Raw genomic sequence first — 24,596 nt, 5'->3', positions numbered from 1 at the left:
ATCGGCGAAGTAAGAATCGAATGGGCGACTCTTCGAACCATGGCAAAGAAATGAATAAACCAGGTTTCGGATCCCTGTCATGGTAAAAATTTCCCTATCATCATGGCGCAACGCTGACGGTGACAGTCAAGGTGTCGGTATAGCGGCCAGCGACCAGCGGCGCCGCGCCGCTATAGGCGGGCGCGCTGACACGCAGATAGGACCCGTTGGCCCGGGTCGAGGCGCCACCAAGCCGAAGTCCGGTCGAACTGCTGGCGGCACCGGCAAAGCTGCAACTCCCGCCCGAGGCAAGGGTTGCGGCCTGACAGGTCGCCGTCGAGTTGGTCCCATTGTCGGCCACCATCTTCAGATCGACCTGATAGGGGGCCTTGGTGGCATAGCCGGTGGCGGCGCCGGCGGCGGTGGTCATTCCGCCGTTCGCCGAAGAGACCGCGATCCGCGACGCGCCGGTGCAGTTGAGCTGGATCGCGAAATCGCGGGTGAAGCCGCTCTGGTCGAAATCGGCCTGGTCGACCGAGCCGGTCGGCGCGCCGCCCGTGGCGAAGCCGCAACGGCTGCGAACCGAGGCGCGCACCTCGACCGAGACGTCGATGCTGCTGACGGCGCCCTGGCCAGCGGCATAGGCGGTGACCTGGGCGCGTGCCGGCTGGACGATGACAAGCAATGCCACCACCATCATCAGCAGAAAAATACGCGACCGGACCATGGGGGGTAGATGCAGCCGGACCGGTCCGGCGGACATTCAACCCAAGGCAAGAACCATGCTTAACCAATGGCCCAAAGCGTCTATCTCTTTGGATATAGTGTCAGAGCAAGGGTGAGAATGCGCCTTTCGGTGCGGGACTGATAATCGCTCTTTCGCAACGTTTCAGGCGCCGCGCTCCTGCGCGAGCAGGATCAGGTCGGTGCGGCTGCGCACGCCGAGCTTGTCGAACACCTTGTGGAGATGCACCTTGACCGTCCCCTCGGTCAGGCCGAGCTCGTCGGCGATCTCCTTGTTGCGCAGCCCGCGCTGGACCAGCGACGCGACCGCACGCTCGCGCGCGCTGAGGCCCTCGAACGGATCGCGCGACACATCGGGCGACATTGCCAGGTCCATCGCCCGCTGCATCACTTCCTGGTCGAGCCAGCGGCGGCCCTGGGCTACCGTCTCGAGGCAGACCAGCAGGTCGCGCGGCGCGGTCGACTTGATGACGATGCCGTTCACGCCGAGCTGCATCGCTTCCTTCGTCACCATGTCGTTGAGGCTGCCGGTCAGCAGGATGACCGGGCGGGTATCGCCCCGGTTGCGCAGCGTCCGAAGCACGTCGAGCCCGGTGCGTTCCGGCATCGAATTGTCGAGGACGAGCATGTCCGGGCGCGCGCTCGGCAGAATCTCCAGCGCAGCGGCGCCGCTGTTGACCTTCGCGACAATCTCGAAATTGGTTTTGTCGAGCAGCATCTCGATGCCGGCGAGGGTGAGCGGATCATCTTCCGCGATGAGCAATTTTGCCATGTCGACCCGTTATTGTTTTGGTTCAGCAGGGATTCACTAACACCGGACGCGGGCTTCGGCCAGACGACCGCCGGTCCGTTATCGTCAAACTGTGCCCGAATTGGTGAATTGCGAGTGACTCTAAATCATCGTGTTCGTGAATATTTCGCAATATTTCGGCGATAAGAATGGGATAAAACGAAGAAGGGCCGGAGAATGCTCCGGCCCTTTTCCTATTTATAGTATCCGAAATGGTCAGCGCGAGCGGCCGGCACTGGTCCGGCGGCCGCCGCCGGGGCCCTGAGCCGGGCGACCCTGCCACTTGTTCTTGCGCGCATAATCGCGCTGGGGCTGCTCGCCCTGGGGACGATCGCCGCGCGGCGCGTCGTTGCGGCGAGGCTGGTCGCCGCGCGGGGCCTCGTTGCGCGCCGGGCCGTCGAGACGGCTCCAGTCGTTGCGGCCATTGCCTTCGGCGCGACGCGGCGCATTCTGCTGCGGCCGAGCTTCTCCGCGCGCGGCCTCGCGGCGCGCGTCGTCGCGGCGTTCGCCGGCAGGGCGCGCCTCGAACTGCGGACGCGGCTTGCGCGGCGGCTGGCCACGGCCGCCGCCGGGGCGCTGGCCCTGCACCGCGCGGCCGTTGCGGCCATTCTGCTCGTCGCGGCTCATCGCCACCGGCGCGCGGGTCGACTTGATCTTCGCTGCCTCGTTCACGAACCCCTCGGGAAGCGGGACGACGGTGATCTTCTGCCGCGTCAGCTTCTCGATGTCCTTGAGGTAGGGCCGCTCGTCATCGGCACAGAAGCTCATCGCGATGCCGTCGGCGCCGGCGCGCGCGGTGCGGCCGATGCGGTGGACATATTGCTCGGGCACGTTCGGCAGCTCGAAGTTGAAGACGTGGCTGACGCCCGACACGTCGATGCCGCGCGCGGCGATGTCGGTCGCGACCAGGATCTTCACCTTGCCCGCGCGGAACTCGCCCAGCGCGCGCTCGCGCTGCGGCTGCGACTTGTTGCCGTGGATCGCGTTCGACGCGATGCCGTTGCCGGCGAGCAGCTTCACGACGCGGTCGGCGCCGTGCTTGGTGCGGGTGAAGATCAGCGCGCGATCGATGTCGAGCTCGCGCAGCTTGATCGTCAGCAGCGCCTGCTTCTCCTGCTGGGTGACGAAGGTCACCGACTGGTCGACGCGCTCGGCAGTGGTGGCGACCGGGGTCACCTTCACCTCGACCGGATTGGACCGCAGGAACTGGCCGGCCAGTTCGCGGATGGTCTTGGGCATGGTCGCCGAGAAGAACAGCGACTGGCGCTTCGCCGGCAGCTCCTTCACGATGCGGCGCAGTGCGTGGATGAAGCCCAGGTCCATCATCTGGTCGGCTTCGTCGAGCACGAAGATCTCGATGCCGAGCAGGATCGCCCAGCACTGGTCGATCAGGTCGACCAGGCGGCCCGGGGTGGCGACCAGGATGTCGACGCCGCGCGCCAGGTCGGTCTTGTTCTTGGTGATCGAGGTGCCGCCGAAGACGGTGGCGACGGTCAGCTTGGTGCCGGCCGAATATTGGCGTGCGCTCTCGGCGATCTGGCTGGCCAGCTCGCGGGTCGGGGCCAGCACCAGCATGCGGCAGCCGCGCGGCTGGGGGCGCTTGCCCGAGGCGATCAGCCGGTCGATCGACGGCAGCATGAACGCCGCGGTCTTGCCGGTGCCGGTCTGGGCGATGCCGAGCAGGTCGGCGCCCTCGAGCAACGGCGGGATGGCCTGCGCCTGGATCGGCGTGGCGGTGTCATAGCCCTTGGCGACGAGCGCGGAGAGAACGGTCTGCGAGAGGCCGAGTTCGGAAAACTGCATTGGAAAACCTTTATGCGGCTCGCGCACGTCGACAGGACGCGCGAAAGCGGGGTCAGGAATGACGCCCCGCGTGATATGGGAAGCCGGGAAAATGGACCGAGGCAGAGCCAGGCGGAGGTCCGCCGATCACGCTGCATGATGCCTCGATGCGCCGCGATATGGCAGCGTCGATGTCCTAAGTCAAGGTGAGGGGGTGCCGGGTGATGATGGATTTCAGGGGCTAGGTTAGGGAAACTAACACTTCCCCTCATTCTCGCGCCGCGACGGTATCGTAGAGCCCATATCTGGTGAACCCTTCGTGGCTATCAAGCCCTGTGTGGTGGCGGGATACGTCTTCGTACCGGCGGAACGCAAAAACCGCCTCGTTCATCCGCTCGGTGTTGAACTTCTTTAGCCGCAAGAGGAGGTTGAAGTCGGCAACCGAAAGGCCGGTGACGGTTTGGAACAGGTCCGCTCCAACGTGGTGATCGCGTCCTGTAGCGTGTTGGCGAGGCACTTTTGCTTGAAGCGCTCGCGCAAAGCATGGCCAGTGATGATTTCACTATGCACCTATTTAAGTCAAGACAGCCTTTAACGACGTTACCTGACCATAGTGCGAAACAGGCAATGGATAACTTCCTTGCCCGTTGTGTATTGATCCTTGATTTCGGCATAGTTTGTTGTGTTCGGCAATGTGCCTTCATGGACGAACTGGTGCCGCCAGACAATTACATTGCTGTATGCGGACTTCGGGCTTTTGTTATGTGCCCTGACGTATTCCTGTTCGGCCTTCTCTAAGTTTCGCTTGAAGCGATCGAGATACTTCACCCCAAACATCTTCACATGCTCTTTTTTCAGATCGTCGAGTTTGATCCGACCGTTAATGCGATCAAACTTTGCCCGCGTTACACTTCCCAAGACTATGTGCTTCTTGTCCGCGAACTCATAGAAGATGTCTTTGATTGCCAGTTCGTATGCAGTCACGGCCGATGTCGCTATGAAGCCGGTGTAGCGGCCCTCTACAAAGGGGTCCGCTATACCAGCCATCAGGGGATCTACATGCGCGAGGTAGTCCTCGACGAGTGTGAAACGATCGGCGTAGACCATCAGTTCATCAGATACTTTTCGGCTAGCGCCAGTCGCTTCTTCACCTCAGGGGTGTCACTGGTGTTGTAGAAGATCGCGTTCCGGTATTCCTCATCAGCGAGCAGCTTTGCGAACCGGGCTTTGAGGTCTTTCGGTATCTTGCCTGGGTTGCGAATCAGGGCGGCCATCACGCTATCCATCGCCGCAAGGTTCAACGGGCCGCGCACATGGAAGGGCTTGGGGTCTAGCTGCTTCGCGATGATCGCTGTCACTTGGCCGAACCGCTCGACGAACTTCTCCACCTTGTTCGAGCCTTTGCCCTTGGTATGAATCTTCATCTGCTGGTTGAGAAATTCCTTCATGGGTTTCTCGTATTCGCCGCCGCGTTCTGTCATCGCGAATATGCGGAGGATCATTTCGACATCGCGCTGGTGTTTGTCGAGCGGCTTCCTGGCGAGGATCGTGCGCCAGTCGGTATCCTCGTTTAGCTCGTGCAACTCATTGACCAGGTTGCCGTGGAATACACAGTTGCGAATTTCTTGCGGACGAAGCGGAGTACCACCCGTGTTCAGGCGCTCGAATATATGGAACATGCTCGTGCTCTGGTTCACAGGGGCAAGCTGTTTGATATTCACCGCGCGGAGGACCGCGCCCTTTAGCTTTCGCTGCTCCTGCTCGGTCAGATCGGTAAACTTTTTGCCTGCATAGGGGCTGCCTTTTGACAGGCCAGTGAGGCGGAACACCGCGCGCCGGCCCTGCAAATTCTCTACTCCGAAGTAGCCTTCGAAGAAGTAGATCACGCTCATAATGCGCTGCTGGCCGTCGATCACGAGATTTTTGTTCTCGCTGTCGATGTAGAAGAACACCTGGGGGACCGGCAGTCCAAGAAGAAAGCTTTCGATCAGGAGGCTGGACTGTTTGATGTTCCAAACGAAGTTGCGCTGAAACGACGGGATTGTGATGTCCTTGTCACGCCACATATCGTGGATGACGGAAAGGGTCAGATCGGAGGGATAGGTCGCAATATCGAACTCGATATGCGTGCTAAGTTCCTCCTCCTCTGCTTCCTCCTCGACTTCGATTTCGTCGTCCAAATCCTCGGCCATGCTCACTCCCTTTGTCCGTCACACGATAGCGAGGACGTCGCTGGGCGACCAGAGGGCTTGGAGGCTATTTGCAACGATAGAGGCGGGTGAGCTGGCGGAGCGGGGCGGTAGGGCTTTTCGATTCAAGCTGCTCTGCAATCCGTTGGTCCTCGCCCATATCCAGATGCGATCGAACTCGCTTTCGGCAGCGAGGTCGATGCCGGTGTCTTTGAGAAGGTGTACGATGACAAGCAGCGATACGTGGGTTCCAAGCGCAAGCAGTTGAGGGGGCTCCGCGCTACGAAGACATCAACACTTGGCGGATCGAACGTGAGAATGGGTTTCTGCGGCAAGCCAACCGTCGCTTCACGAGAAAAACAAAAGCATTTTCAAAGCGATTGAGCTACCATGAGCGTCAGATCGCAATATGGATGCTTCATCGGAACTATTGTTGGGCTCGCGCCGGCGTCGACCCCAATCGGCCCAAGAAGGAGGTCTCGGCGGCCATGAGCGCCGGGCTAACTGACCGCGTCTGGCGCGAAGAGGAGCTTATCGAACGATCGGACGCGCACAAGAAAACACGGGAAACGGAGACTCCGGTCGACGTGGAGCAAGGCGAGAACGATCTCCGCGAACCGCCGTTCTGGCTGAATAACAGCGCAGACCATCGGCGCGCCAATGTGCATTCCTCCGACTGTTCCACTGTGCGCAAGGCGTTGGCGCGGGAGCCTGCGGCCGATAGCAAGAGCGGATGGCTGAACTTCGCAACGGAGGACGAGGCCCTCGCAGAGGCTGCAAGACGGGAGCCCGACATGCACGGAAAATGCCGCTGGTGCTTAGGCGGCTACGTCACGCGATCAACGTGTGGTCTGCGTCGATAGGACGGCGGCAGCGGGGCCAGCATTCTCAATGCGAACCGGGGGATGTTTAGTTTCCCTAACGTAGCCTCCAAAATCCATCACCACCGGGTGCCGGCGCGGTGAGCCAGCGGCCCGTCGGACCGGAGGCGCGTCAGTCCAGCGCCTCCGGATCGGGCGCATAGTCACGCTCGCGATAGTCGAACCATTCGAAATCGGCATGCAGCCCGGCGCCGGACATGTCCTGGCACGCCATGCCGATGAACGCCCCGGTGAAGTTAGGCGCGCCCGGCGCCGTGGCCTCGTCCGACAGGATCGATGCGTCGAACCGCTCGGGCAGCCACTGCCACGCGTCGTCGCCCGTTCGCCAGGCGAAGCGCAGCCGTTCCTCGTCCGCTTCCGCGCGCAGCTCGACCGGCCCGTCGGGGATCGGCACCGGCGCAGTGAAGGCGTCGGCCTGCGGGCTGTCGGGCAGGGCGGACATCACCCGGATATGGCGGCCGATAATCTCGTCATGGCTGACATGCAGATAATGGAACTTCGATCCGTTATAATAAGCGACCAGTCCTGCAGCCTGCTGGAAATGCTGCGGGGCGAAGTCCATCCGGCAGCGGGCGGAATAATGGAACGCCTGCTGGCGCCGCGCGACCAAGGCCTGGGTGAAGATGCTGCCGATCGTCTCGCGACCGAACAGCCGCAAATGCCCCGGCCGCGCCGTCAGGCTGAAGATCGCGGCGGGATCGGGGGTACGCAGCCACTGGAAGTCGATCGGCAGCGCCGCGTCATCGAACTCTGTACGCGGCGGCGTCGCGGGCCAGGGATGCGGCGTCAGGGCCGGGGCAGCGGCCTCGGCGAGCGGCATCGCGTCGCCGTCGATCGTGCGCAGCCAGCCATCCTCGCCCCAGCGCATCGGCTGGATCGCCGTCTCGCGCCCCAGCACGCATCGCCCGCGATTGGGCAGCGGCCGCCCGCACAGATAGGCCATATAGGTCTCGCCATCCGGCGTCTCGACCAGGTCGGCATGGCCTGCACGCATCAGCGGCGCGTCGGGCCGGTCGCGGCTGGTCAGCACCGGGCCGTCCGGATGGACCTCGTACGGACCGAGCAGGTCGCGGCTGCGCGCCATGGTCACCGCGTGATTCCATCCGGTCCCGCCCTCGGCGACGATCAGGTGATACCAGCCGTCGCGGCGATAGAGATGCGGCGCCTCGGTCAGGCCGAGCGCGGTGCCGGGAAAGATCACATGGCGCCCGCCGACCAGCCGCTGTTCGGCGGGGTCATATTCCTGCAGCACGATCCCAGCGAAGCGATTGCGGCCGGGCCGATGGTCCCACAGCTGGTTCAGGAAATATTTCCGCCCGTCCTCGTCATGGAACAGCGACGGGTCGAATCCGCTGGAATTGAGATGGACGGGATCGGACCAGTCGCCGTCGATCCGTTCGGCGGTGACCAGGTAATTGTGGAAGTCGCGCAGGCTGGCGCCTGATGCGCCGCCCATAGTGGTGCGGCCGTAGCGCTTCACATCGGTATAGATGAGGTGGAAGCGCGACCCGTCATGGCTGAGGCACGGCGCCCAGACGCCGCAGCTGTCGGGATCGCCGCGCATGTCGAGCTGGCTCGCCCGAACCAGCGGCCGGCCGAGTAGCCGCCAATTCACCAGGTCGCGGCTGTGATGGATCTGGACGCCCGGAAACCATTCGAAGGTCGAGGTCGCGATATAATAATCGACGCCCACCCGGCAGATCGACGGGTCCGGGTTGAAGCCTGGCAGGATCGGGTTGCGGATCATGCGGCGGGAACCTCCAGCACCGGTTCGATACCTCGGACATCGCGAGGTGGCTTGATCAGGATCCACAGGATCGCGGCGGCGATCAGGTCGAGCACCGCAAGCGCGATGAAGAACGGGTCATAGCCGATCCTGGCGACCAGCAGGCCCATGGCGGTCGAGAACAATGCGACGCCCAGATTGGCGCAGAAGCCCGCCATGCCGGCGACCGTGCCCAGTTCGTCCTTGCGGAACAGGTCGCTGGCCAGAGTGATGCAGGTGACCGACAGCGTCTGGTGGGCGAAGCCGCCCAGGCTGAGCAGGATCACCGCCGCGACCGCGCTTTCGACCGATCCGACGAACGCCATTCCCATCATCAGCACCGCGCCCAGGGTGAAGGTCCAGCGCCGCGCATTAACCAGGTTCACGCCCCGTTTCTGAAGCCAGAAGGTCACGGTCGGCCCGAACAGGCAGCCGAGCTCGCCCGCCAGGAAGGGCAGGAAGGTCGACAGCGCCGTCTCGCCCAGGCTGAACCCGCGCGAGGTGAGATAGAGCGGCAGCCAGAAGGTCAGCGTGCCCCAGACCGGGTCGGCAAGCATGCGCGGCAGGGCGATGCCCCAGAAATTGCGCTGTGCCAGGATCGACAGGATCGACGGACCCTTGCCGGTTGCCTGGACATGGCTCTCCTGTCCCGCGCGGATATAGTCGCGCTCCTCGTTCGAAACCTTGGGATGACGGTCGAGCGGATGGAAAAAGGCGAGCCACAGCAGCACCCACAGCAGGGCGATCGCGCCGGCGATGACGAACGCGCCGCGCCAGTTCCACACCGATGCGGCCCACAACACCAGCAGCGGCGCCGCGGCCGCGCCCAGCGACGCACCCATATTGTAGATACCGCCGGCGATGCCGCGTTCCTTGGCGGGAAACCATTCGGAGACGACCTTGAGCCCGCCGGTATGTGCCGTGCCCTCGGCAAAGCCCAGCGCGCCACGCACCACCGCCAGACCCTGCCAGGTCGACACCGCGCCGTGCGCCATGGTGATCAGCCCCCAGGCGGTCGCGAAGATCGCGAATCCGTAGCGCAGCCCGATCCGGTCGAGGATATAGCCGACCAGCGGCTGCATCATGATCCCGGCCTGGAACACGTTGATGACGAAGGAATATTCGCGCTCGCTGATGCCCAGGTCCTTCAGCATCATCGGCGCGGCGAAGCCCAGCGTGTTGCGGGTCAGATAGTTCACGACCGTGCCCAGCATGACGATCACGATGATCCACCATCGCAGCGCCCGTGTGCGTTGCCAGAACGTCATTCGCCTCTCCCCGCCCGGTCCGCTCCAGGCCTTGTTAGCGGTAACGTTACTGTTGTCGGAGTTAATTGCAATGCGATTGGAACGATCATCCATGCCTCACGCTTTTGCGACCGGGGCGCACTCAAGGCGATTGCGCAAGCCGCCCGGCCAAGCGACACTGGGATGAAGGAGAGCGACGATGCCGCTGCAGGTGACCGGGCTGTGTCCGTTGATCCAGGTCTTCGACATGCCCGCCTCGGTCCGCTTCTATTGCGAGCTGCTCGGCTTCGAGGTGATCCAGGCCTCGCCCGAGGTGGACGCGCCCGAGGGGCGCTATTTCCAGTGGTGCTGGCTCCAGCTCGGGTCTGCCAACCTGATGCTGAATATCGGCTATGACGTCGGCGACCGGCCGGCCACGCGTGAGGCGTGGCGCCAGTCGGCCCATGCCGATACCGGCCTGTATTTCGGCTGCGTCGATGTCGAGGCGGCGCATCTGTCGCTGCGCGCCCGCGGTCTGGAGGTCACCTTGCCCGACGATAGCGGCCACGGCATGCGCCAGATCTGGCTGCGCGATCCCGACGGCTATCTGATCTGCTTCCAGGCGCCGACCGGATCACGCATGGTTTGACCGCAAGCCGCGGGATGCGGCCGGGGACGGCAGGGCCTAGATGGACGGCATGGATCTTCAGCATCGCCTTTCCGACGATGAAGCCTGGGCAGCGTTCGAGGCGCGCGACCGTGCCTTCGACGGACGCGTGGTCGGCGCCGTCCTGACCACCGGCATCTATTGCAAGCCCAGCTGTCCCGCGCGTCGGCCGCGGCGCGAGAATGTCGTGTTCCACCCCGATGCCGCGTCCGCGCGGGCCGCCGGTTTCCGCCCCTGCCTGCGCTGCAAGCCCGACGAGGTCGGCCGCGACCGCATCGCGGTGGCACGCGCGGTCGCGCTGCTGGAGGCGGCCGAGGATCCGATCGGGCTGGAGGCGCTGGCGGAATCGGTTGGCTATGCGCCGCATCATTTCCACCGCCTGTTCAAGCGCGCGACCGGGGTGACCCCCGCCGCCTATGTCCGCGGGCTGAAGGCAAGGCGCGCCGCCCAGGCGCTGGCCGGCGAGGAAAGCGTCACGAGCGCGATCTACGAGGCAGGCTATTCGGCGCCCAGCCGCTTCTACGAAACCGCCAATGCGCGCCTGGGCATGACCCCGTCGGCCTGGAAACGGGGCGGGGCGGGGGTGACGATCCGCTGGACGGTGGCGGAGACCAGCCTGGGTCTGCTGCTGATCGCGGCGACCGACAAGGGGCTGTGCCGCGTCGCATTCGACGAGGACCGCTTCGCGCTCGCTCGGCGCTTTCCTGCTGCCGAGATCGTCGAGGGTGGCGCCGCGCTGGCCGAACTGGCCGCGCGGGTTGTGCGCGAGGTCGAGGCGCCGGGACGCGACCACGACCTGCCGATCGACGTGCGTGGCACCGCCTTTCAGGAAGCGGTGTGGCAGGCGCTGCGCGCGATCCCGCCCGGCGAGCACCGCAGCTATGCCCAGATCGCCGCGACCGCAGGCAATGCGCGGGCAGTGCGCGCGGTCGGAACGGCCTGCGGCGCCAATCCGGTCGCGGTGCTGGTGCCGTGCCACCGGGCGTTGCGCGCGGACGGCAGGATCGGCGGCTACGCCTATGGCCTCGACCGCAAGCGCGCGCTGCTGAAGCGAGAGGCCGCCGAATAGGCGGTGGCAGCGCTGCGCCAGCGTGTAGTCAGCGGTTCTGAGAGGGGTGCCGCCCGCTGGGGGGGGGAGGGTCGCGGGCGGCAACAGACAAATGTGTCTTGGGGCCTATTGGTTCAATGCCCGTCGAAAAGTTTTTGTCCCGGTTTGCAAGTCGATCCAGTCGACATGCCGTAACCGCCTCACTCCGGGAATGCAGGGGATCCCAGCAACGCGAACAGGTCATGCGGGCGCACTGGCTTCTCGATCACGCCTTCATAGCCGCAGGCCGCGGCCGCCTCGCGCAGCACGATCGACGAGAAGGCGGTGATCAGCAGCGCCCGGCCCCGCCAGTCGAGCCGGCGCAGCGCGCCCAGTAGCTCGAGCCCGTCGCTGTCGGCAATTCGATAGTCGGCGATCAGCCACTCGGCCTCGTGCAGCGCCGCGTCGCCCATCAACGCCTCGGGCGTGGCGAAGGAGCGTACGTCGAAGCCCTGGGCCTGGAGCATCAGATGCGTCGAGCGGCGAACCCCGTCATCCTCTTCTACGAGGAGAATGCGCGGGCGCTCGAGTTGCACCATCTGGGGATCTTGGGTTGCCATCAGCGTCTCCGCGGCGGAACCTGACGCAACGGGATGCGCAAGTCGCTACGTGATGGTCCTAGGAGCTGGAACTGTTTGGCTTCGGATGAAATCCGCGGCCTGTATCGGGACACATACTGGGTTCGACGCTTGCCGATCCTGCCCGGCACACGACCGCCATATCCATGAGTTCCCGTAGTGTGTCAGCGCCCGTGCAACCTCGCCAGCGCGATGCCGGCGAGATTCTGGCTGCGTCCGATATGGCGGATCGCCAGGCGGCCGGCGGGGCGGGGCAGGGCGTGGAATCGGTCAAGATGGGCGCGGAACGAGGCGGGGCAGCGGACGGCGCCATTGGCCTGGGCGATCACCGCGGCGGCGTCGCCGAGCAGCAGCGTGTCGGGCGCATTCCGGCGGGCTGCCTCGGCCATCGCCTCGATCAGCGCCAACCATTCGGCCTCCATGCTGCTGCCCGCTCCCAGGCCGAGCCGCAGCGTCGGAATGCCGCCGGCGACGATCGCGACTTCCATCCCACGGGGCACCGGGCGGCAGCCGCCGTCGAAGAAGATCTTGAGCCGGTCGGCCATCTATCGCCGGCGATCCGCGCCGCCTACCCGGCCGATGCGATAGGGACCATCGCGCACCGCTAGGGGCTTGCCCTTCCAGCTGAGCCGCACGCGCCCTTCTGTTAGCAGCGCATCCACTGCCATATGAACGTCGGGCATCATGTCGCGCCAGCCATCGGGCGCATCGTCGGCGGCCAGCGCCCGGGCAACCTCGCTGGGACAGATCGTGGCGTCAGCGGAGCGGGCATCGAGCAGCGCGACGGTGAGCGTCCGGGCCCTGTCCTCGGCCGGCGACGCCGCGCTGCCGGCCGCGCGGGTCACGTCTCGTCGTCCTCCAGCCCCGCGGCGAACGCGATGCGCAGCGCCTCGGACAGGCTGCGCACCCCCAATTTCGCCATCAGATTCGCCCGGTGCACCTCGACGGTGCGCGGGCTGATGCCCAGGTCGAACGCGATCGTCTTGTTGGGATGGCCGCGCACCAGCCCGCGCAGCACGTCGACCTCGCGCCCGGTCAGCGCATTCAGCCGATCGCGCGCGTCCTGCTCGCTCGACGCAGCCTCGGTCGTGCGGTCCAGCCGTTCGAAGGCGCGCTCGATCGCATCGAGCAGCTTGGCCTTTTCGAACGGCTTTTCCAGGAAGTCGACCGCGCCGGCCTTCATCGCCTCGACGGCGGTCGAGATGTCGCCATGACCGGTCAGCACGATCACCGGCAGGGTGATGCCGCGACGATTCAGTTCGGCCTGAACCTCCATCCCGCTCATCCTTGGCATCCGGACGTCCAGCAGAACGCATCCCGGCCGGGCGGATGCGACGACATCGAGAAAGGCGACGCCGTCCTCATGCGTTTCCACCTCGAAACCCGACGTGCTCAGCATGAAGCTCGCCGACTTGCGGATCGCCTCCTCGTCATCGACGATGTGGATCAGGCGGTGCTCGGTCATTCCAGGTCCTCCGCTTTTGCGCCCATGATGGTGAATTGAAAGATCGTCCCGCCGCCCAGCCGCGGCTCGGCCCAGATCCGCCCGCCATGCGCCTCGATGATGGTGCGGCAGATCGACAGGCCGAGGCCCATGCCATCCTCCTTGCCGGTGGCGAAGGCCTGGAACAGCCGGTTTCCGATCCGGGGATCGATTCCCGATCCGGTGTCCGAAACCGACACGCGGACCATGTTGTTGGCGGCCGGTCGTGCGGCGATCACCAGTTCGCGCACGGGGCTGTCGGCCATGGCCTCCACCGCATTGCGGATCAGGTTGACCAGCACCTGCTGGATCTGGATCCGGTCGACCAGAACCAGGCCGACACGGGTGTTGATGATGAAATCGGCCGAGATGCCGCGCTCGCGCGCGCCGATCAGCGCCAGCCGGCTGGCCTCGTCGATCATCCGCGGCAGGTCCTCGACATGCTTCTCGACATCGCCGCGCGACACGAACTCGCGCAGGCGGCGCACGATCCCGCCGGCGCGCAGCGCTTCCTTCGCCGATTCCTCGACCGAGTCGCGGAGCATCGTCTCGAGGTCGGGGCTCAGATGGTCGCGGTCCAGCAGGGAGAGGGCGGCCTCGAGATAATTGGTGATCGCGGTCAGCGGCTGATTGAGTTCGTGCGCCAGCGTCGACGCCATGGTCCCCATTGCGGACAGGCGGGCGACATGAATGAGGTCGGACTGAAGCTCCTCCAGCTTCAGCTCGGCGCGCTGGCGATCGGTCAGGTCGCGGATGAAGGCGGTGAAGATGCGGTTGCCGTCGGTATCCGCCTCGCCGATCTGCAGCTCGATCGGAAACTCGCTGCCGTCGCGGCGCAACCCGCGCACGATCCGTCCCGCGCAGGCCAGCAGCTTCTGGCCGCTCACCGCATTGCCGTCGAGGATCATCCGGTCGGACTGGGGGATCAGCATGCCGATATTGCGGCCCAGCACCTCCGGCTCGGCATAGCCGAACAGTGCGATCGCGGCGGCGGAGAAGGACAGGATCATGCCGCGCTCGTCGATCACGATCATCGCATCGGGCACTGCGGCCAGGATCGATCGCAGGTGCAGTGCGCTGCGCTCCAGCGCGCGCTCGCTGGCCTTGCGGTCGGTGATGTCGTTCATCGCCACGCCGAACCGGGGCAGCGATCCGAACGCGCCCGGCATCACGGTAATGCGGAAATCGGCCAGGAACTCGGTACCGTCCTTGCGCATCCGCCACGCATCGTTGCGCAACCGCCCGCGTTTCTCGGCGACCTGCATGTCAAGGCGGAGTTGCCCGGCGTCGCGCTCGCTTTCGGGATAGATCAAGGCGGCCGACTTGCCGACGATCTCGGACGCCTGCCATCCCGTCATCAACTGGGCGCCCGCATTCCAGGTCATGACCAATCCGGCATCGTCCAGGACGAACAGCGCGCGATCCGCGTCTCCTTCCACGAACAGCGTCAGCGCGGCATCGTCGTCGCTGGTCCGTTTCCTCATCGTCACCGGCGTCCAAACCGACGGGCAGGCGAGCCCGACACGCGCTTTTGGCCGGGTCCGGACCGATTTTCCAGTGCAGCGGCGGTGCGGACGGCTTTTCGCGCGCGGACGCTCGGGTTAGCGAGGGGCATGACGCAACCGCCCCTCATCGCCGGTCTCGAACTCGGCGGCACCAAATGCGTGGCGTTGCTGGCAAGCGGACCGGGCGACGTGCGCGACCGGATCACGGTGCCGACGACGAACCCGGTCGATACGCTGGCGGCGCTGGAGGCCGTACTCGATCGCTGGCCGTTCGATGCGATCGGCGTTGCCAGCTTCGGTCCGCTTCAGCTCGATCCCGATCGCGCCGATTTCGGCGCACTGACCGCGACGCCGAAGCCGGGATGGTCCGGCACGGACGTCTCGCGCCGCTTTGCCGAGCGTTACGGCAGGCCGCTGGCGATCCAGACCGACGTCAACGGCGCCGCGCTGGCCGAGGCGCGCTGGGGCGCGGCCCGAGGCATGTCGACGCATGTCTATATCACCATCGGCACCGGGGTGGGTGTGGGGACGATCGTCGGCGGCCGCCCGGTCCAGGGCGTCGCGCATGCCGAAGCGGGGCATATGCGGATCCCACGCCGTCGCGGCGACGGCTTTGCCGGCGCCTGCCCGTTCCACCAGGATTGCGTCGAGGGCCTGATCTCGGGGCCGGCACTCGCGGCCCGTTTCGGTGTCAGGGGCGAGGATCTGCCGCAGGACGGGCCGGAATGGGACCTGTTCGTGCACGATCTGGCCCGACTCCTTCATAACCTCGTGACCGGCTTCGCGCCGCAACGCATCTCGATCGGTGGAGGGGTTATCGCTTCGCGCCAGCATCTGTTCCCCCGCATCCGCGAGGCGCTGGACGACAGCATCGCCGGTTACGGCGCGTTCGGCGGGCTCGGGATCGAGGTCGGGCCGCCGGGTCTGGGCGACATGGCGGGGCCGATGGGGGCCATCGCGATGGGGCTGTCGGCGCTGGATCGCTGACCGGAAAACAGCCGGCGGCCCAGCACGAAGCGGAAAAACAGCGGCGAGAGCCCCAGCGCGAGGAAGGCAAGCACCAGCGGCCAGGACAGGATGTCGGACGGGTCGGACAGCTTGCCCAATTCGGTCCCGACCATGACGTGCAGCACCGTGGCGGGGATCAGCCCGAGGAAGCTTACGGGTGCGAACACCGCCAGCCGCATCCGCGTCAGCCCCATGGTCAGGTTGACGATGAAGAAGGGGATGATCGAGGCCAGCCGCAGCGCCAGCAGGTACAGCGCACCATGCCGGTGAAAGCCGCGATCGACCCGCTCGAACTGTGCCCCGAACCGCGCGCGCACCCAGTCGCGCAACAGATAGCGCGCCAGCAGAAAGGCGATCGAATCGCCCAGCACCACCCCGATCAGCACCAGGGGCGCGCCCAGTGCCAGGCCGAAGATCGCCCCTGCGGCGATGCCCAGCGTGGCGAGCGATCCCGGAATGCACAGCGCCAGCGCGGTCGCCAGCACCAGGACGAAGCCGATCGCGAAGGGCAGGGGATTGGCGCGATAGGCGGTGACCAGCGCCGCCTGGTTCGCCTTCAGCGTGTCGAACGAGATCAGCTCGTGCCACCCCAGGGTGAAGCCGAGCACCGCGAGGATCGCGATCGCCAGCAGGATCCAGTGTCTGCGCGTCATCGCCCCGCGTCTTACCGGCGGATCATGACGATTTGCCAGCAGGATCGCGGCCCCGCGCGGGCGATCAGATGACGTCCATGTCGACGCGGTAATGGTGCCAGGCGAAGATCGCCGCCGCGCCGCGATAGGGGCGCCAGGGCTCGGCCAGCTCGCGGGTCAGCTTCTCGCTCGGCCGCGCTTCCTGGCCCAGGATCCGGCCGACCTCGATCTGAACCGCCAGGTCGCCGGCGGGCCAGATGTCGGGCCGCCCCTCCGCGAACAACAGGTAGATTTCGGCGGACCAGCGGCCGATTCCCTTGATCCGGGTCAGCGCCGCGATCGCTTCCTCGTCGTCCTGCGGCAGCGCCGCGAAGTCGAGCCGCCCGGTCGACACTTCCTCCGCCAGGCTGTGCGCATAGGCCGCCTTCTGGCGCGACAGGCCTAGCGCGCGCAGGTCCTCGGGCGTCGCCGCAGCGATACCGGCCGGGTCCTCCAGATCGCCGAATGCGGTCTCCATCCGGATCCAGATCGACTGGGCGGCGGCAACGCTGACCTGCTGGCCGATGATCGTGCGCAGCAAGGTGGCGTGGCCGCGATCGCGGATCCGCGGCTCGGGATAGCCGGCGCGTTCGATCGCGCGGGCAAGGGCGGGTTCGCGCGCGGCAAGCGCGTCCAGCCCGGCGCGGATCGCTTCCCGGCTCAGCCCCATCGGTCGCCTGCCTTGAATTGAGCCGGGATCGGCGGCATGGAGCCGGCCAGACAGGAGAAGACCATGCCGAAGCTTATCGTCGTGACCCGGGAAGGTGAAGAGCGCGAAGTCACGGGAGAATCGGGGCTTTCGGTGATGGAAGTCATTCGCGACAACGGCTTCGACGAGCTGCTTGCCCTGTGCGGCGGCTGCTGCTCGTGCGCCACCTGCCACGTCCATGTCGATCCGGAATTTGCGGCCAAATTGCCGCCGATGAGCGAGGACGAGAACGACCTGCTCGACAGCTCGTCCGAACGCGACGACCGCTCGCGCCTGTCCTGCCAGATCCCGTTCGGCCCCGATCTCGACGGCCTGCGCGTGACGATCGCCGCCGAGGACTGATCGGAAGCGCGCATCGGCGGGTGGCGCGGACGGAAACGGTTAACGGCCGAATTCGGCCCTACACGCGCTGGGCAGGAGACTGTCGAAAGGCGCGGCGCGGCCCTCAGGAAATCTCCCCCTCCCGCACGCGGGAGGGGAGCGAATAGCGCCCGCGTAAACGCTACTTCTTCGTGCCTTCGTGTCTTTGTGCGAGCAAACAGCTCGCCCTCAACCAAACGCCTCGCGGCGGTTTGATCGGCACCGGAAGTCCGGGCCTCGACAGCTCAGCCCGAACGGGGAGGGCGGCCGCCAGGGCAGCGCCCTCGCGCCACCCCCCGCCCTCAGCGCGCGTTGAGCCTCAGCACCGCGCTCGGCGCTTCCTTGGTGATCGGCGTCACGTTCCACTGGATCACGCGCTTACCGCCCTCGGTCTTCGCGCCGTCCTCGTTATTCTGGCTGACGATCTCGGCGTCGGTGATCAGCGTGAAGCTGCCATTGGCCTTGCTCTCGCTGCTGCCGGTCATCTCGCTGCCTGACCGCTCCTGCTTGGCGAAGCCCGGCGCCTTGACGCGGACCGTGTCCTTGCCGCGCAGCTCGACCGCCACCCAGGGGAAGATCATCGCCGCGTCCTGGTTGAACGGATAGAGGAAGCTGTGGGTCAGCGTGCCAGAGATCGAATAGTCGACGCTGAACTTGTTGTCGCCGAGATACTGGACGCTGTTATAGCCTGGCTCCTTGGCGAGCTGGGTCGCGACTTCGCGCAGCTCCGCGTCGCGCTTGGCCTTCTTCTCCGCGCTTTGCTTGGCCTTTTCCGCCGGAGATTCGACGGTCTTGACCGCATCGCCCGTCTGGTCCTCGTCGGTGCTATGGTCTTTGGTGTCGAGTTCTATCGTATCGCCCGCGGCCATGCCTTCCAGGCCGTCGCCCATCCCCTCCAGGTCGATCGCATGAACCTCGCCCTTGTAGGTGAAGGTGAAGCTGCGATCCTTGTTGATCGTCAGCGTCGAGACGAACTGCCCCGGCGTGAACAGGCAGCCGGTGAGGATCAGCGGCGCCGCGATCAGCAGCGCGAGGTTCCGGATCCAGTGCATCATCGGTCAATCCCCTGTGTGGCGCGGGTCAGCCGCGCGTGGTGATCGCATAGAGCGCGATCGCGGTTGCGTTGGAGACGTTCAGGCTCTCGACCTTCGAACTGATCGGCAGCTTCGCCAGCAGGTCGCAATGCGCCTCGGTATTCTGGCGCATGCCTTCGCCTTCGGCGCCCATGACCAGTGCGATCCGTTCCGTGCCCATCGTCTCGCCCAGCGTCTTGTCGGCATGGCCGGTCAGCCCGATCCGCCAGAATCCCGCCTCGGCGATTTCCTCCAGCGCGCGGGCGAGGTTGACCACGCGCACCCAGGAAACGGTTTCCAGCGTGCCCGATGCCGATCGCGCAAGGCTGCCCGATTCGGGCGGCGAATGCCGGTCCTGGGTGACGATGCCCAGCGCATCGAACGCCGCCGCCGATCGCAGGATCGCGCCGACATTGTGCGGGTCGGTCACCTGGTCGAGGACGATCAGCGGGCGATCATCGCCTTCGCCCTGCGCCAGCAGGTCGGCGAGCCAGATATCCTCCAGCGGATCGACCTCGATCACCAGCCCCTGGTGCGGCGCGTCGTTGGGCACCAGCCGGCCAAGGTCGGCGGCATTGGCATAGGTCACCGGAATGTCGGCGGGCAGGACGATCTCGCCCAGCGCCTCGTGCGTGCCCCAGATCTTGCGCACCCGCCGCTCGGGATTGTCGAGCGCGGCATAGACCGCATGCCGGCCATAGAAGCGCGGCCGGTTGCTGGCGGCTTGGCTCGGGCGATGTCCGCGGCGTGCCATTATTTGGGTGTCTCCGTCTTGGGTTCGGTGGGGATCGGCTGGCGCGGCAGCGGCGCATCCGAATTGGCCGCATTCCACAGGAACGCCGCCAGGATCGTCGCGCCCTGCTGCATGTCGCCGGCCTTCAGATGGTCATAGGTGTCGATGCTCGTGTGGTGCAGGCGGCTGCCATAGTCCAGCGGATCCTGGATGAACTGGAAGGCCGGGATGCCCACCGCGCTGAAGAAGATATGGTCGGTGCCGCCCACCTTGCGATTGGCGACCATCGTCGCGTCCATCGATGCGAAGGGCGCGAACCATTGCTTGAAGATCGGCACCGCGGCGGTGTTGCCCTCGGCATTGATGCCGCGCACCCGTCCCGAACCATTGTCGAGATTGAAATAGGCGACCAGCTTCGAATGGCCGGGTAGCGGCTTGATCGGCCAGTCCAGCTCCCAGCCCATGAACCGGGCGAGACCGGTGCGCGGCGGATTCGGCGCCGGCCGCGTCGCGATGTGCCGCTCGACATAATCGAGCGAGCCGAGCAGGCCCTGTTCCTCGCCATTCCACAGCGCAAAGCGGATCGTGCGCTTGGGCTTGGGCATCTTCGACAGGATGCGCGCCGCCTCCATCACCATTGCAACGCCCGCGGCGTTATCGACCGCGCCGTCGCCCGCGGCCCAGCTGTCGAGATGGCCGCCCGCCATGACATAGGCGCCCGAGCGGTCGGTTCCGGCAATGTCGGCGATGACGTTGTACGCCTTCACGTCGCTGTCGTCATAGCGCGTGTCCGACTGGATCTCGAGCACCGGCGCATCGCCCGATGCCGCCAGCCGTGCGAGCCGGCGATAATCCTCCGCGGCGATCTCGACGCCGGGCAGGCTGGGCGTGTCGCCCCGGGCGAAGCGATAGGCATTGCCGTGCAACAACTTGCCGTCGCGCACCGATTGCGTCGCGGTCGCGACCGCACCCTCGGCCTTCAGGAAGTCGTCGAGCTGCTTCGGGAAGGCCAGCCGCGCCAGTTCGCGCCGCGTCGCGTCGGGATCGTAGCGGTCGGGCCGGAACTTGTCGAAGCTCTGCAGCTCTTCCTCGCTCCAGCGGCGGAATGCCGGCGTGCGTGGTTCGCTGCCGTCGCCCGGCGTGCTTAGCAGGACGATCCGCCCCTTCAGCTTGCCGCGCCACATGTCGAAATCGGCGACGGTGCGCATCGGCGCGACGATCACCGGCGCGGTCAGCGTCCCCTGGGTGGCGGGAGTCCAGGCGACGGGGATCGCGGTCAGCTGGATCGGGCGCGGGCTGATCATTCGCACGCTCGACCGCTCGACCCACCAGCCGCGGCCGAAATCAAACCCTTCCTTATGGACATTGGTCAGCCCCAGCGCGCGGAACTGGTCCTGGGTCCAGGCCTCCGCCTGGCGCATGCCCGGCGAGTTGGTCAGCCGCGATCCAATCCGGTCGGTCAGGTGCGCGGCAAAGCGCATCACTTCCGATTTCTGCGTGCCCTCGGCGATGATCCGGTCGATCGGGCCGTTGCTGGCAGGAGCGGCAGCCGGAGCCGGAGCAGGCGCCGGAGCGGGCGTGGTCTGCGCCGACAGCGGCGCAGCGGCGACCAGCGACAGGGCCACGGCAAGGGAGAAGGCATGGGGTGTGGGCGCGCGCATGGTGCCTCTTTTCTCGGAGATTGGATGAAAGTGACGCTATGCGGCGCGAATGCTGCGCGCAAGGCGTTGACAGGTCGGGTTCGGATCGGCAATGGACCCGCTCCCCGAGCGGGCCTGCCTACGGACAGGTGGCCGAGTGGTTAAAGGCAGCAGACTGTAAATCTGCCCGGGTTTCCCGTACGCTGGTTCGAATCCAGCCCTGTCCACCACGCAAGCCCGCTCGGGAAGTTCTTCGCAAGACGCTGAACTTCCCGCCATTTCCCCCGATCCTATTGGCCTATGTCCGGTTTCGAACCGGCTTGCCGTTTCTCTCCCCGATGCAAGATCAAGGGAGGCGGAAGATGCGGGTGATGAGCATGATGGGCGTCGCGGCGGCGCTGATTCTGGCGGGTTGCGGCGGTGGCGGCGGCAATGATGCTGCAGCGGGCGGCGCAGCGGAACAGGGCGAAACCGCCGCGGCCGAGGGGGCCGGCATCGACCCGTGCAGCCTGATCAGCGCGCAGGAGATGAGCGCGATCACCACCGACACGGTCAAGCGCACCAGCCGCGATGGCCAGGTCTGCACCTATCACAGCGATCCCAATGACGGGGTGCAGCTGACCGTGATGGCCAGCGGCGGTGCCAAGCAGATGCAGGTCGTCCGCCGCACCGCCGAGGTGCTGGGCGGCATGGGCGCATCGGTCGCGGACAAGGGCGGCGCGGGCGCCGACGTCGCCGTGCTGACGAAGAAGGACAAGACCGCCGTGCCGAAACTGGGCGACGAGGCGGCCTGGGGGATGAACACCACCCTGTCGGTGCGCAAGGGCGACGCCTTTGTCGAGGTCGTGCCCCCGCTGATGCACGACCCCGCGACACATTCGGGCTATCCATTGGTCGGCAAGGACGAGAAACGCGCGATTGCGCAGAAGGTCGTGGAGCGGGTGCTGGCGAAGCTGCCGTAAGGGGCGCGGCCTTTCGCCGTTCGGGCTGAGATGGTGTCAGCAGGCGCTGGTGACGTGGTGAGAAGGAACCTTGGGTCCGGGATGTGCTGCACCGTGGACCCCGGCACTTCCTCCATCCCGGAGCCGGGAGGGCGCGCTACGCCCGCCCGATCCACCCCGCTGCAGCCTCCCGCGAAGCATCGCGGCCCACCGCGATATCGCCCGCCCCGCGCGCCACCCTGACATCGGGCTCGATCCCCGCATCGGGCGGCAGGCCGGGCGGGAAATAGCCGATCAGCGGCAGGTCGAACTCGATCCCGCTGGCGGGCAGGCGGACGAAGAAGAAACAGCCGCCATTGATGCCGCGCCGGTTGCCGCCGGTCGTCTCGCCGAACAGCCGGACCAGACCGGTGCGCTTCGCCTTTTGCGCGAACTGGAAGGTCGCCGAGCTGTTGGCCGGCCCGATCAGTGCCGCGACTGGCAGCGTGATGCGCGGCCCGACCGGCGCGATCACGTCCTCGCCGCGATCACCGACCAGCTGCAGGAATCCGTTGCCGACCGGCCGCGCGCCGACGCCCAGGCTGTGGAAGCTGCGGTCCCAGGTGTCGAGATGCGGCCGGATCGCCTCGGGCGTGCGGGTGAAGCGGACGAGGCGTCGCTCGCGCGGATCGATGATCGGCCGCTCGGCCAACCGGGCGAGCAGCGCGTCGCCGCAGTCCATCCCGCCCTCATTGTCGCGTAGGTCGACGATCAGCCCGCGCGCTCCGCCCAGCGACCCCAGTCGCTCGTCCAGCCAGCCGCGCCAGTCCCATTTGCTGTCGTACAGCGCCCAGCTCTTCATCGTCAGCAGCGCGATGCCGTCGGCGCCCATCGACCAGGTCCATTGCGGCTGGTCGGCGTCCTGCGCCGAAGCGGTCATTTGCGCCTGTCGCTCGGCAAGGCCGATCGCCGGCACTTCGAGGGATCGCTCGCGACCGTCGGGCAACCGTACGTTTAGCCTGTGGATACCGCCCCGCGGCGCGCCGAACACCAGCCCGTGGAACACGTCGAAATATTCGATCCAGTCGCCGCCCGACATGCCGAGCAGCGAGACCCGCTTGGCATCATTATGCCCGTCCGCCCGCGCATAGCCGATGAGCGTGTCGAGCATCCGGCGGGCGGGAACCCCGTTCACCGCCATCACGTCGCTCCCCGGCGGCAGGCCGGTCGCGAGACCGTCGGTCACGATCATCCGCCCGTTGATCCATTCGAACCGGAAGGGCAGGCGCGTCGGCCGGTCGAACAGCCTTGCAGCCACCGCCTTCGACTGGTTGAAGAAGTTGCAATAGCTGTGGCCGCAGCGGATCGTGGCGAGGAAGCGCGACAGCGCGAGATAGCGCGCCTCGATCGAGGGCGCGGCGACGAAGACCTGTTCCAGCCGGTCGATCCGCTCCGCCACCTCGCGCGGCGAGGCATAGCGGTAAAGCCCGGGATGCAGCGTCAGCGCCTGGCGAAGGATGGCGATATCGTCGCGCAGGTCGCCGGGCATGGCGGATGCGGGGGCGGCGGCGGGCAGGGCTGCCCAGGCGGTCATGGCGACCATGGCGTGTCTTCGGTTCATGCCCGTCGCTTGCCGCGACCGCCGGGCCCGCGCGCCTCAGATTCAGGTGGCGGGCGATAATTCCGCTTCTGAGACGCGGCGATAGGCGCTGGGGCTCATGCCATATTCGGCACGGAAGGCGCGGTTGAAGCTCGCCTTGGACGCGAAGCCCGCATCGAACGCCAGCTCGAGCAGGTCGCGGCGGTCGCCGGCCTTCAGCGCGTCCGCCACGGCGGCGCTGCGCAGCCGGTTGACGAAGGCGGAGAAGCCAAGGCCCAGCCCCTCGTTCAGCGCGCGTGACAGATAGCTGCTGTTGGTGCCCAGATGACGCGCCAGCCGGGCCAGGGTCAGTTCCGGGTCCGATGCCCAGCCCGCGGCGCGGGTCTGCTCTGCCCAATGTTCGCCGAGCGTGCGCCAATCGCGCAGCGGCACGGGCTCAGGCTCGGGCGCGGCCGGAGCGTCGTCCAGTCGCGGAAAGGGCAGCGCGGCATGACGCCAGCCCTCGATCGCGAGGTACAGCGCGAAGCCGGCGATCGCGAGATGCAGCCCCATCAGCCGGAGATAGCCGAGCGGCTGGATCGCGTCGTACAGCGCATAGCCCGCCCAGACCGGCAGCAGCACCAGCGTCGCGGCGATCGAGCGGCTGAGCCAGCGCGAGGCGAAGCGGGCATCGTCGCTGCGCTGCTCGGCCAGCCGCGCCCGGTAGCGGGCGAGGAGGCGAAGTCCCGCGGCGCCGTACAGCACCAGCCCGATCACGGTGCCGGCATTGGTGACCACGCCGTAAGGCGGCAGCGCGACCGATGCCCATTCGGACTTGAGCGGCATCGGCAACAGGAAGCCGGCGGTCAGGAACAGCAATTGCGCGAGCGCCGGCATCAGGTGCCGCCAGCCCTGTCGCGGCCACGCGCCCTCGATCAGCGCATGGCCATAGAGCCAGAGCAGCGGGCCGACCGCGAGGGTGATGGCGAAGGGAGCGAAGGTCAGCCCTTGCCACCGGTCGTAGAAGCCGGCGAACCCGATCGCCCAGGGGGTGACGATCCCGGCCAGCACGACCAGCAAGGCGGCGAGCGTCCGGTTGGCGGTGCGGTTGGCGATCTGGCGGGTCAAGGCGATGGCGATCACCAGCAATTGGGCGATCGCCATGCTCAGCACTGCCGTGCGCCACCCGAATACCAGACCGTCCATGCCCCTTCCTTGCACGTTGGA

Annotated in this window: 25 protein-coding genes and 1 tRNA gene; 7 read left to right on the top strand and 19 right to left on the bottom strand. The window is 66.3% G+C overall.

Features of this window, described 5'->3' with window-relative positions; genetic code table 11:
- Positions 1-100 precede the first annotated feature (100 nt).
- The 5 genes from ACZ1H8_RS04385 to ACZ1H8_RS04365 form a co-directional block, all read right to left on the bottom strand.
- A complete protein-coding gene (locus ACZ1H8_RS04385) occupies positions 101-670 on the bottom strand; it encodes a hypothetical protein (protein ID WP_465180156.1) in 570 nt (189 codons plus the stop codon).
- Between the two features lie 198 nt (positions 671-868).
- Positions 869-1,495 carry a response regulator transcription factor gene (locus tag ACZ1H8_RS04380; RefSeq protein ID WP_465180155.1) on the bottom strand — a complete coding sequence of 209 codons (627 nt, stop codon included), beginning with the start codon at positions 1,493-1,495 and terminating at the stop codon, positions 869-871.
- A gap of 234 nt (positions 1,496-1,729) precedes the next feature.
- Positions 1,730-3,316 carry a DEAD/DEAH box helicase gene (locus tag ACZ1H8_RS04375; protein WP_465180154.1) on the bottom strand — a complete coding sequence of 529 codons (1,587 nt, stop codon included), beginning with the start codon at positions 3,314-3,316 and terminating at the stop codon, positions 1,730-1,732.
- A gap of 579 nt (positions 3,317-3,895) precedes the next feature.
- Positions 3,896-4,402, bottom strand: coding sequence for a HEPN domain-containing protein (locus ACZ1H8_RS04370; protein ID WP_465180153.1), 507 nt, complete (start codon positions 4,400-4,402; stop codon positions 3,896-3,898).
- On the bottom strand, positions 4,402-5,487 hold the full coding sequence (locus ACZ1H8_RS04365; RefSeq protein ID WP_465180152.1) for a DUF262 domain-containing protein: 1,086 nt from the start codon (positions 5,485-5,487) through the stop codon (positions 4,402-4,404). Before ACZ1H8_RS04365 ends, ACZ1H8_RS04370 begins: the two co-directional genes overlap by 1 nt.
- Before the next feature lie 485 nt (positions 5,488-5,972).
- Between ACZ1H8_RS04365 and ACZ1H8_RS04360 the strand changes: the two genes are divergently transcribed.
- Positions 5,973-6,347 (top strand): hypothetical protein, encoded by a 375-nt coding sequence (locus tag ACZ1H8_RS04360; protein WP_465180151.1) that lies wholly within the window; start codon positions 5,973-5,975, stop codon positions 6,345-6,347.
- Positions 6,348-6,477: 130 nt separating this feature from the next.
- Here the strand turns inward: ACZ1H8_RS04360 and ACZ1H8_RS04355 are convergent, their stop codons facing one another.
- Positions 6,478-8,112 carry a glycoside hydrolase family 43 protein gene (locus ACZ1H8_RS04355; RefSeq protein ID WP_465180150.1) on the bottom strand — a complete coding sequence of 545 codons (1,635 nt, stop codon included), beginning with the start codon at positions 8,110-8,112 and terminating at the stop codon, positions 6,478-6,480.
- Entirely contained in the window at positions 8,109-9,398 is a 1,290-nt protein-coding gene (locus tag ACZ1H8_RS04350) for an MFS transporter (protein ID WP_465180149.1), read from the bottom strand. Before ACZ1H8_RS04350 ends, ACZ1H8_RS04355 begins: the two co-directional genes overlap by 4 nt.
- A gap of 178 nt (positions 9,399-9,576) precedes the next feature.
- Here ACZ1H8_RS04350 and ACZ1H8_RS04345 point away from each other — a divergent pair, with 178 nt between their 5' ends.
- Together ACZ1H8_RS04345 and ada are read left to right on the top strand one after the other, a co-directional pair.
- The gene (locus ACZ1H8_RS04345; protein ID WP_465180148.1) at positions 9,577-10,005 is read left to right on the top strand and encodes a VOC family protein; all 429 of its coding nucleotides are present in this window, start codon (positions 9,577-9,579) and stop codon (positions 10,003-10,005) included.
- 49 nt (positions 10,006-10,054) lie between these two features.
- On the top strand, positions 10,055-11,092 hold the full coding sequence (ada, locus tag ACZ1H8_RS04340; RefSeq protein ID WP_465180147.1) for a bifunctional DNA-binding transcriptional regulator/O6-methylguanine-DNA methyltransferase Ada: 1,038 nt from the start codon (positions 10,055-10,057) through the stop codon (positions 11,090-11,092).
- Between the two features lie 179 nt (positions 11,093-11,271).
- Here ada and ACZ1H8_RS04335 read toward each other — a convergent pair whose 3' ends face one another.
- The 5 genes from ACZ1H8_RS04335 to ACZ1H8_RS04315 all read right to left on the bottom strand — a co-directional run bounded on the left by ACZ1H8_RS04335 (position 11,272) and on the right by ACZ1H8_RS04315 (position 14,655).
- On the bottom strand, positions 11,272-11,670 hold the full coding sequence (locus tag ACZ1H8_RS04335) for a response regulator (protein WP_465180146.1): 399 nt from the start codon (positions 11,668-11,670) through the stop codon (positions 11,272-11,274).
- A 182-nt stretch (positions 11,671-11,852) separates the two neighbouring features.
- The gene (locus tag ACZ1H8_RS04330) at positions 11,853-12,233 is read right to left on the bottom strand and encodes a reverse transcriptase-like protein (protein ID WP_465180145.1); all 381 of its coding nucleotides are present in this window, start codon (positions 12,231-12,233) and stop codon (positions 11,853-11,855) included.
- Positions 12,234-12,533 (bottom strand): DUF3253 domain-containing protein, encoded by a 300-nt coding sequence (locus ACZ1H8_RS04325; RefSeq protein ID WP_465180144.1) that lies wholly within the window; start codon positions 12,531-12,533, stop codon positions 12,234-12,236.
- A complete protein-coding gene (gene fixJ, locus ACZ1H8_RS04320; protein ID WP_465180143.1) occupies positions 12,530-13,153 on the bottom strand; it encodes a response regulator FixJ in 624 nt (207 codons plus the stop codon). Before fixJ ends, ACZ1H8_RS04325 begins: the two co-directional genes overlap by 4 nt.
- Positions 13,150-14,655 (bottom strand): PAS domain-containing sensor histidine kinase, encoded by a 1,506-nt coding sequence (locus ACZ1H8_RS04315; protein WP_465180142.1) that lies wholly within the window; start codon positions 14,653-14,655, stop codon positions 13,150-13,152. Before ACZ1H8_RS04315 ends, fixJ begins: the two co-directional genes overlap by 4 nt.
- A 129-nt stretch (positions 14,656-14,784) precedes the next feature.
- Here ACZ1H8_RS04315 and ACZ1H8_RS04310 point away from each other — a divergent pair, with 129 nt between their 5' ends.
- A complete protein-coding gene (locus tag ACZ1H8_RS04310) occupies positions 14,785-15,663 on the top strand; it encodes an ROK family protein (RefSeq protein WP_465180141.1) in 879 nt (292 codons plus the stop codon).
- Here ACZ1H8_RS04310 and ACZ1H8_RS04305 read toward each other — a convergent pair.
- Both ACZ1H8_RS04305 and ACZ1H8_RS04300 read right to left on the bottom strand, forming a co-directional pair.
- Positions 15,555-16,337 (bottom strand): TVP38/TMEM64 family protein, encoded by a 783-nt coding sequence (locus ACZ1H8_RS04305; protein WP_465180140.1) that lies wholly within the window; start codon positions 16,335-16,337, stop codon positions 15,555-15,557. The two genes, ACZ1H8_RS04310 and ACZ1H8_RS04305, sit on opposite strands and share 109 nt — an antisense overlap.
- A gap of 64 nt (positions 16,338-16,401) precedes the next feature.
- Positions 16,402-17,025 carry a DNA-3-methyladenine glycosylase family protein gene (locus ACZ1H8_RS04300; RefSeq protein WP_465180139.1) on the bottom strand — a complete coding sequence of 208 codons (624 nt, stop codon included), beginning with the start codon at positions 17,023-17,025 and terminating at the stop codon, positions 16,402-16,404.
- A gap of 63 nt (positions 17,026-17,088) precedes the next feature.
- On the opposite strand from ACZ1H8_RS04300, the gene ACZ1H8_RS04295 reads away from it, so the two are divergent.
- Positions 17,089-17,406, top strand: coding sequence for a 2Fe-2S iron-sulfur cluster-binding protein (locus tag ACZ1H8_RS04295; RefSeq protein ID WP_110152024.1), 318 nt, complete (start codon positions 17,089-17,091; stop codon positions 17,404-17,406).
- 320 nt (positions 17,407-17,726) lie between these two features.
- On the opposite strand, the gene ACZ1H8_RS04290 is transcribed toward ACZ1H8_RS04295, so the two are convergent.
- From ACZ1H8_RS04290 to ACZ1H8_RS04280, 3 genes are read right to left on the bottom strand one after another with little or no spacing between them, the layout of a single operon-like run.
- Positions 17,727-18,479: a hypothetical protein gene (locus ACZ1H8_RS04290; protein WP_465180138.1), complete on the bottom strand. Its 753-nt coding sequence runs from the start codon at positions 18,477-18,479 to the stop codon at positions 17,727-17,729.
- Positions 18,480-18,504: 25 nt separating this feature from the next.
- On the bottom strand, positions 18,505-19,251 hold the full coding sequence (rlmB, locus tag ACZ1H8_RS04285; RefSeq protein ID WP_465180137.1) for a 23S rRNA (guanosine(2251)-2'-O)-methyltransferase RlmB: 747 nt from the start codon (positions 19,249-19,251) through the stop codon (positions 18,505-18,507).
- Complete coding sequence (locus ACZ1H8_RS04280) at positions 19,251-20,891, bottom strand: M20/M25/M40 family metallo-hydrolase (RefSeq protein WP_465180136.1); 1,641 nt, start codon at positions 20,889-20,891, stop codon at positions 19,251-19,253. Before ACZ1H8_RS04280 ends, rlmB begins: the two co-directional genes overlap by 1 nt.
- Before the next feature lie 122 nt (positions 20,892-21,013).
- On the opposite strand from ACZ1H8_RS04280, the gene ACZ1H8_RS04275 reads away from it, so the two are divergent.
- A tRNA-Tyr gene (locus ACZ1H8_RS04275) sits at positions 21,014-21,100 on the top strand.
- A 132-nt stretch (positions 21,101-21,232) separates the two neighbouring features.
- A complete protein-coding gene (locus ACZ1H8_RS04270) occupies positions 21,233-21,832 on the top strand; it encodes a DUF3558 family protein (RefSeq protein ID WP_465180135.1) in 600 nt (199 codons plus the stop codon).
- Positions 21,833-21,968: 136 nt separating this feature from the next.
- Here the strand turns inward: ACZ1H8_RS04270 and ACZ1H8_RS04265 are convergent, their stop codons facing one another.
- Positions 21,969-23,411 (bottom strand): S41 family peptidase, encoded by a 1,443-nt coding sequence (locus ACZ1H8_RS04265; RefSeq protein WP_465180134.1) that lies wholly within the window; start codon positions 23,409-23,411, stop codon positions 21,969-21,971.
- A 42-nt stretch (positions 23,412-23,453) separates the two neighbouring features.
- Positions 23,454-24,575 carry a helix-turn-helix domain-containing protein gene (locus ACZ1H8_RS04260; protein ID WP_465180133.1) on the bottom strand — a complete coding sequence of 374 codons (1,122 nt, stop codon included), beginning with the start codon at positions 24,573-24,575 and terminating at the stop codon, positions 23,454-23,456.
- Positions 24,576-24,596: the final 21 nt, after the last annotated feature.

Source organism: Sphingomonas sp. BL-S-25 (assembly GCF_055521555.1).
Note: the sequence above shows the minus strand (reverse complement) of the source record. Positions and strands in the feature narration are given on the sequence as shown.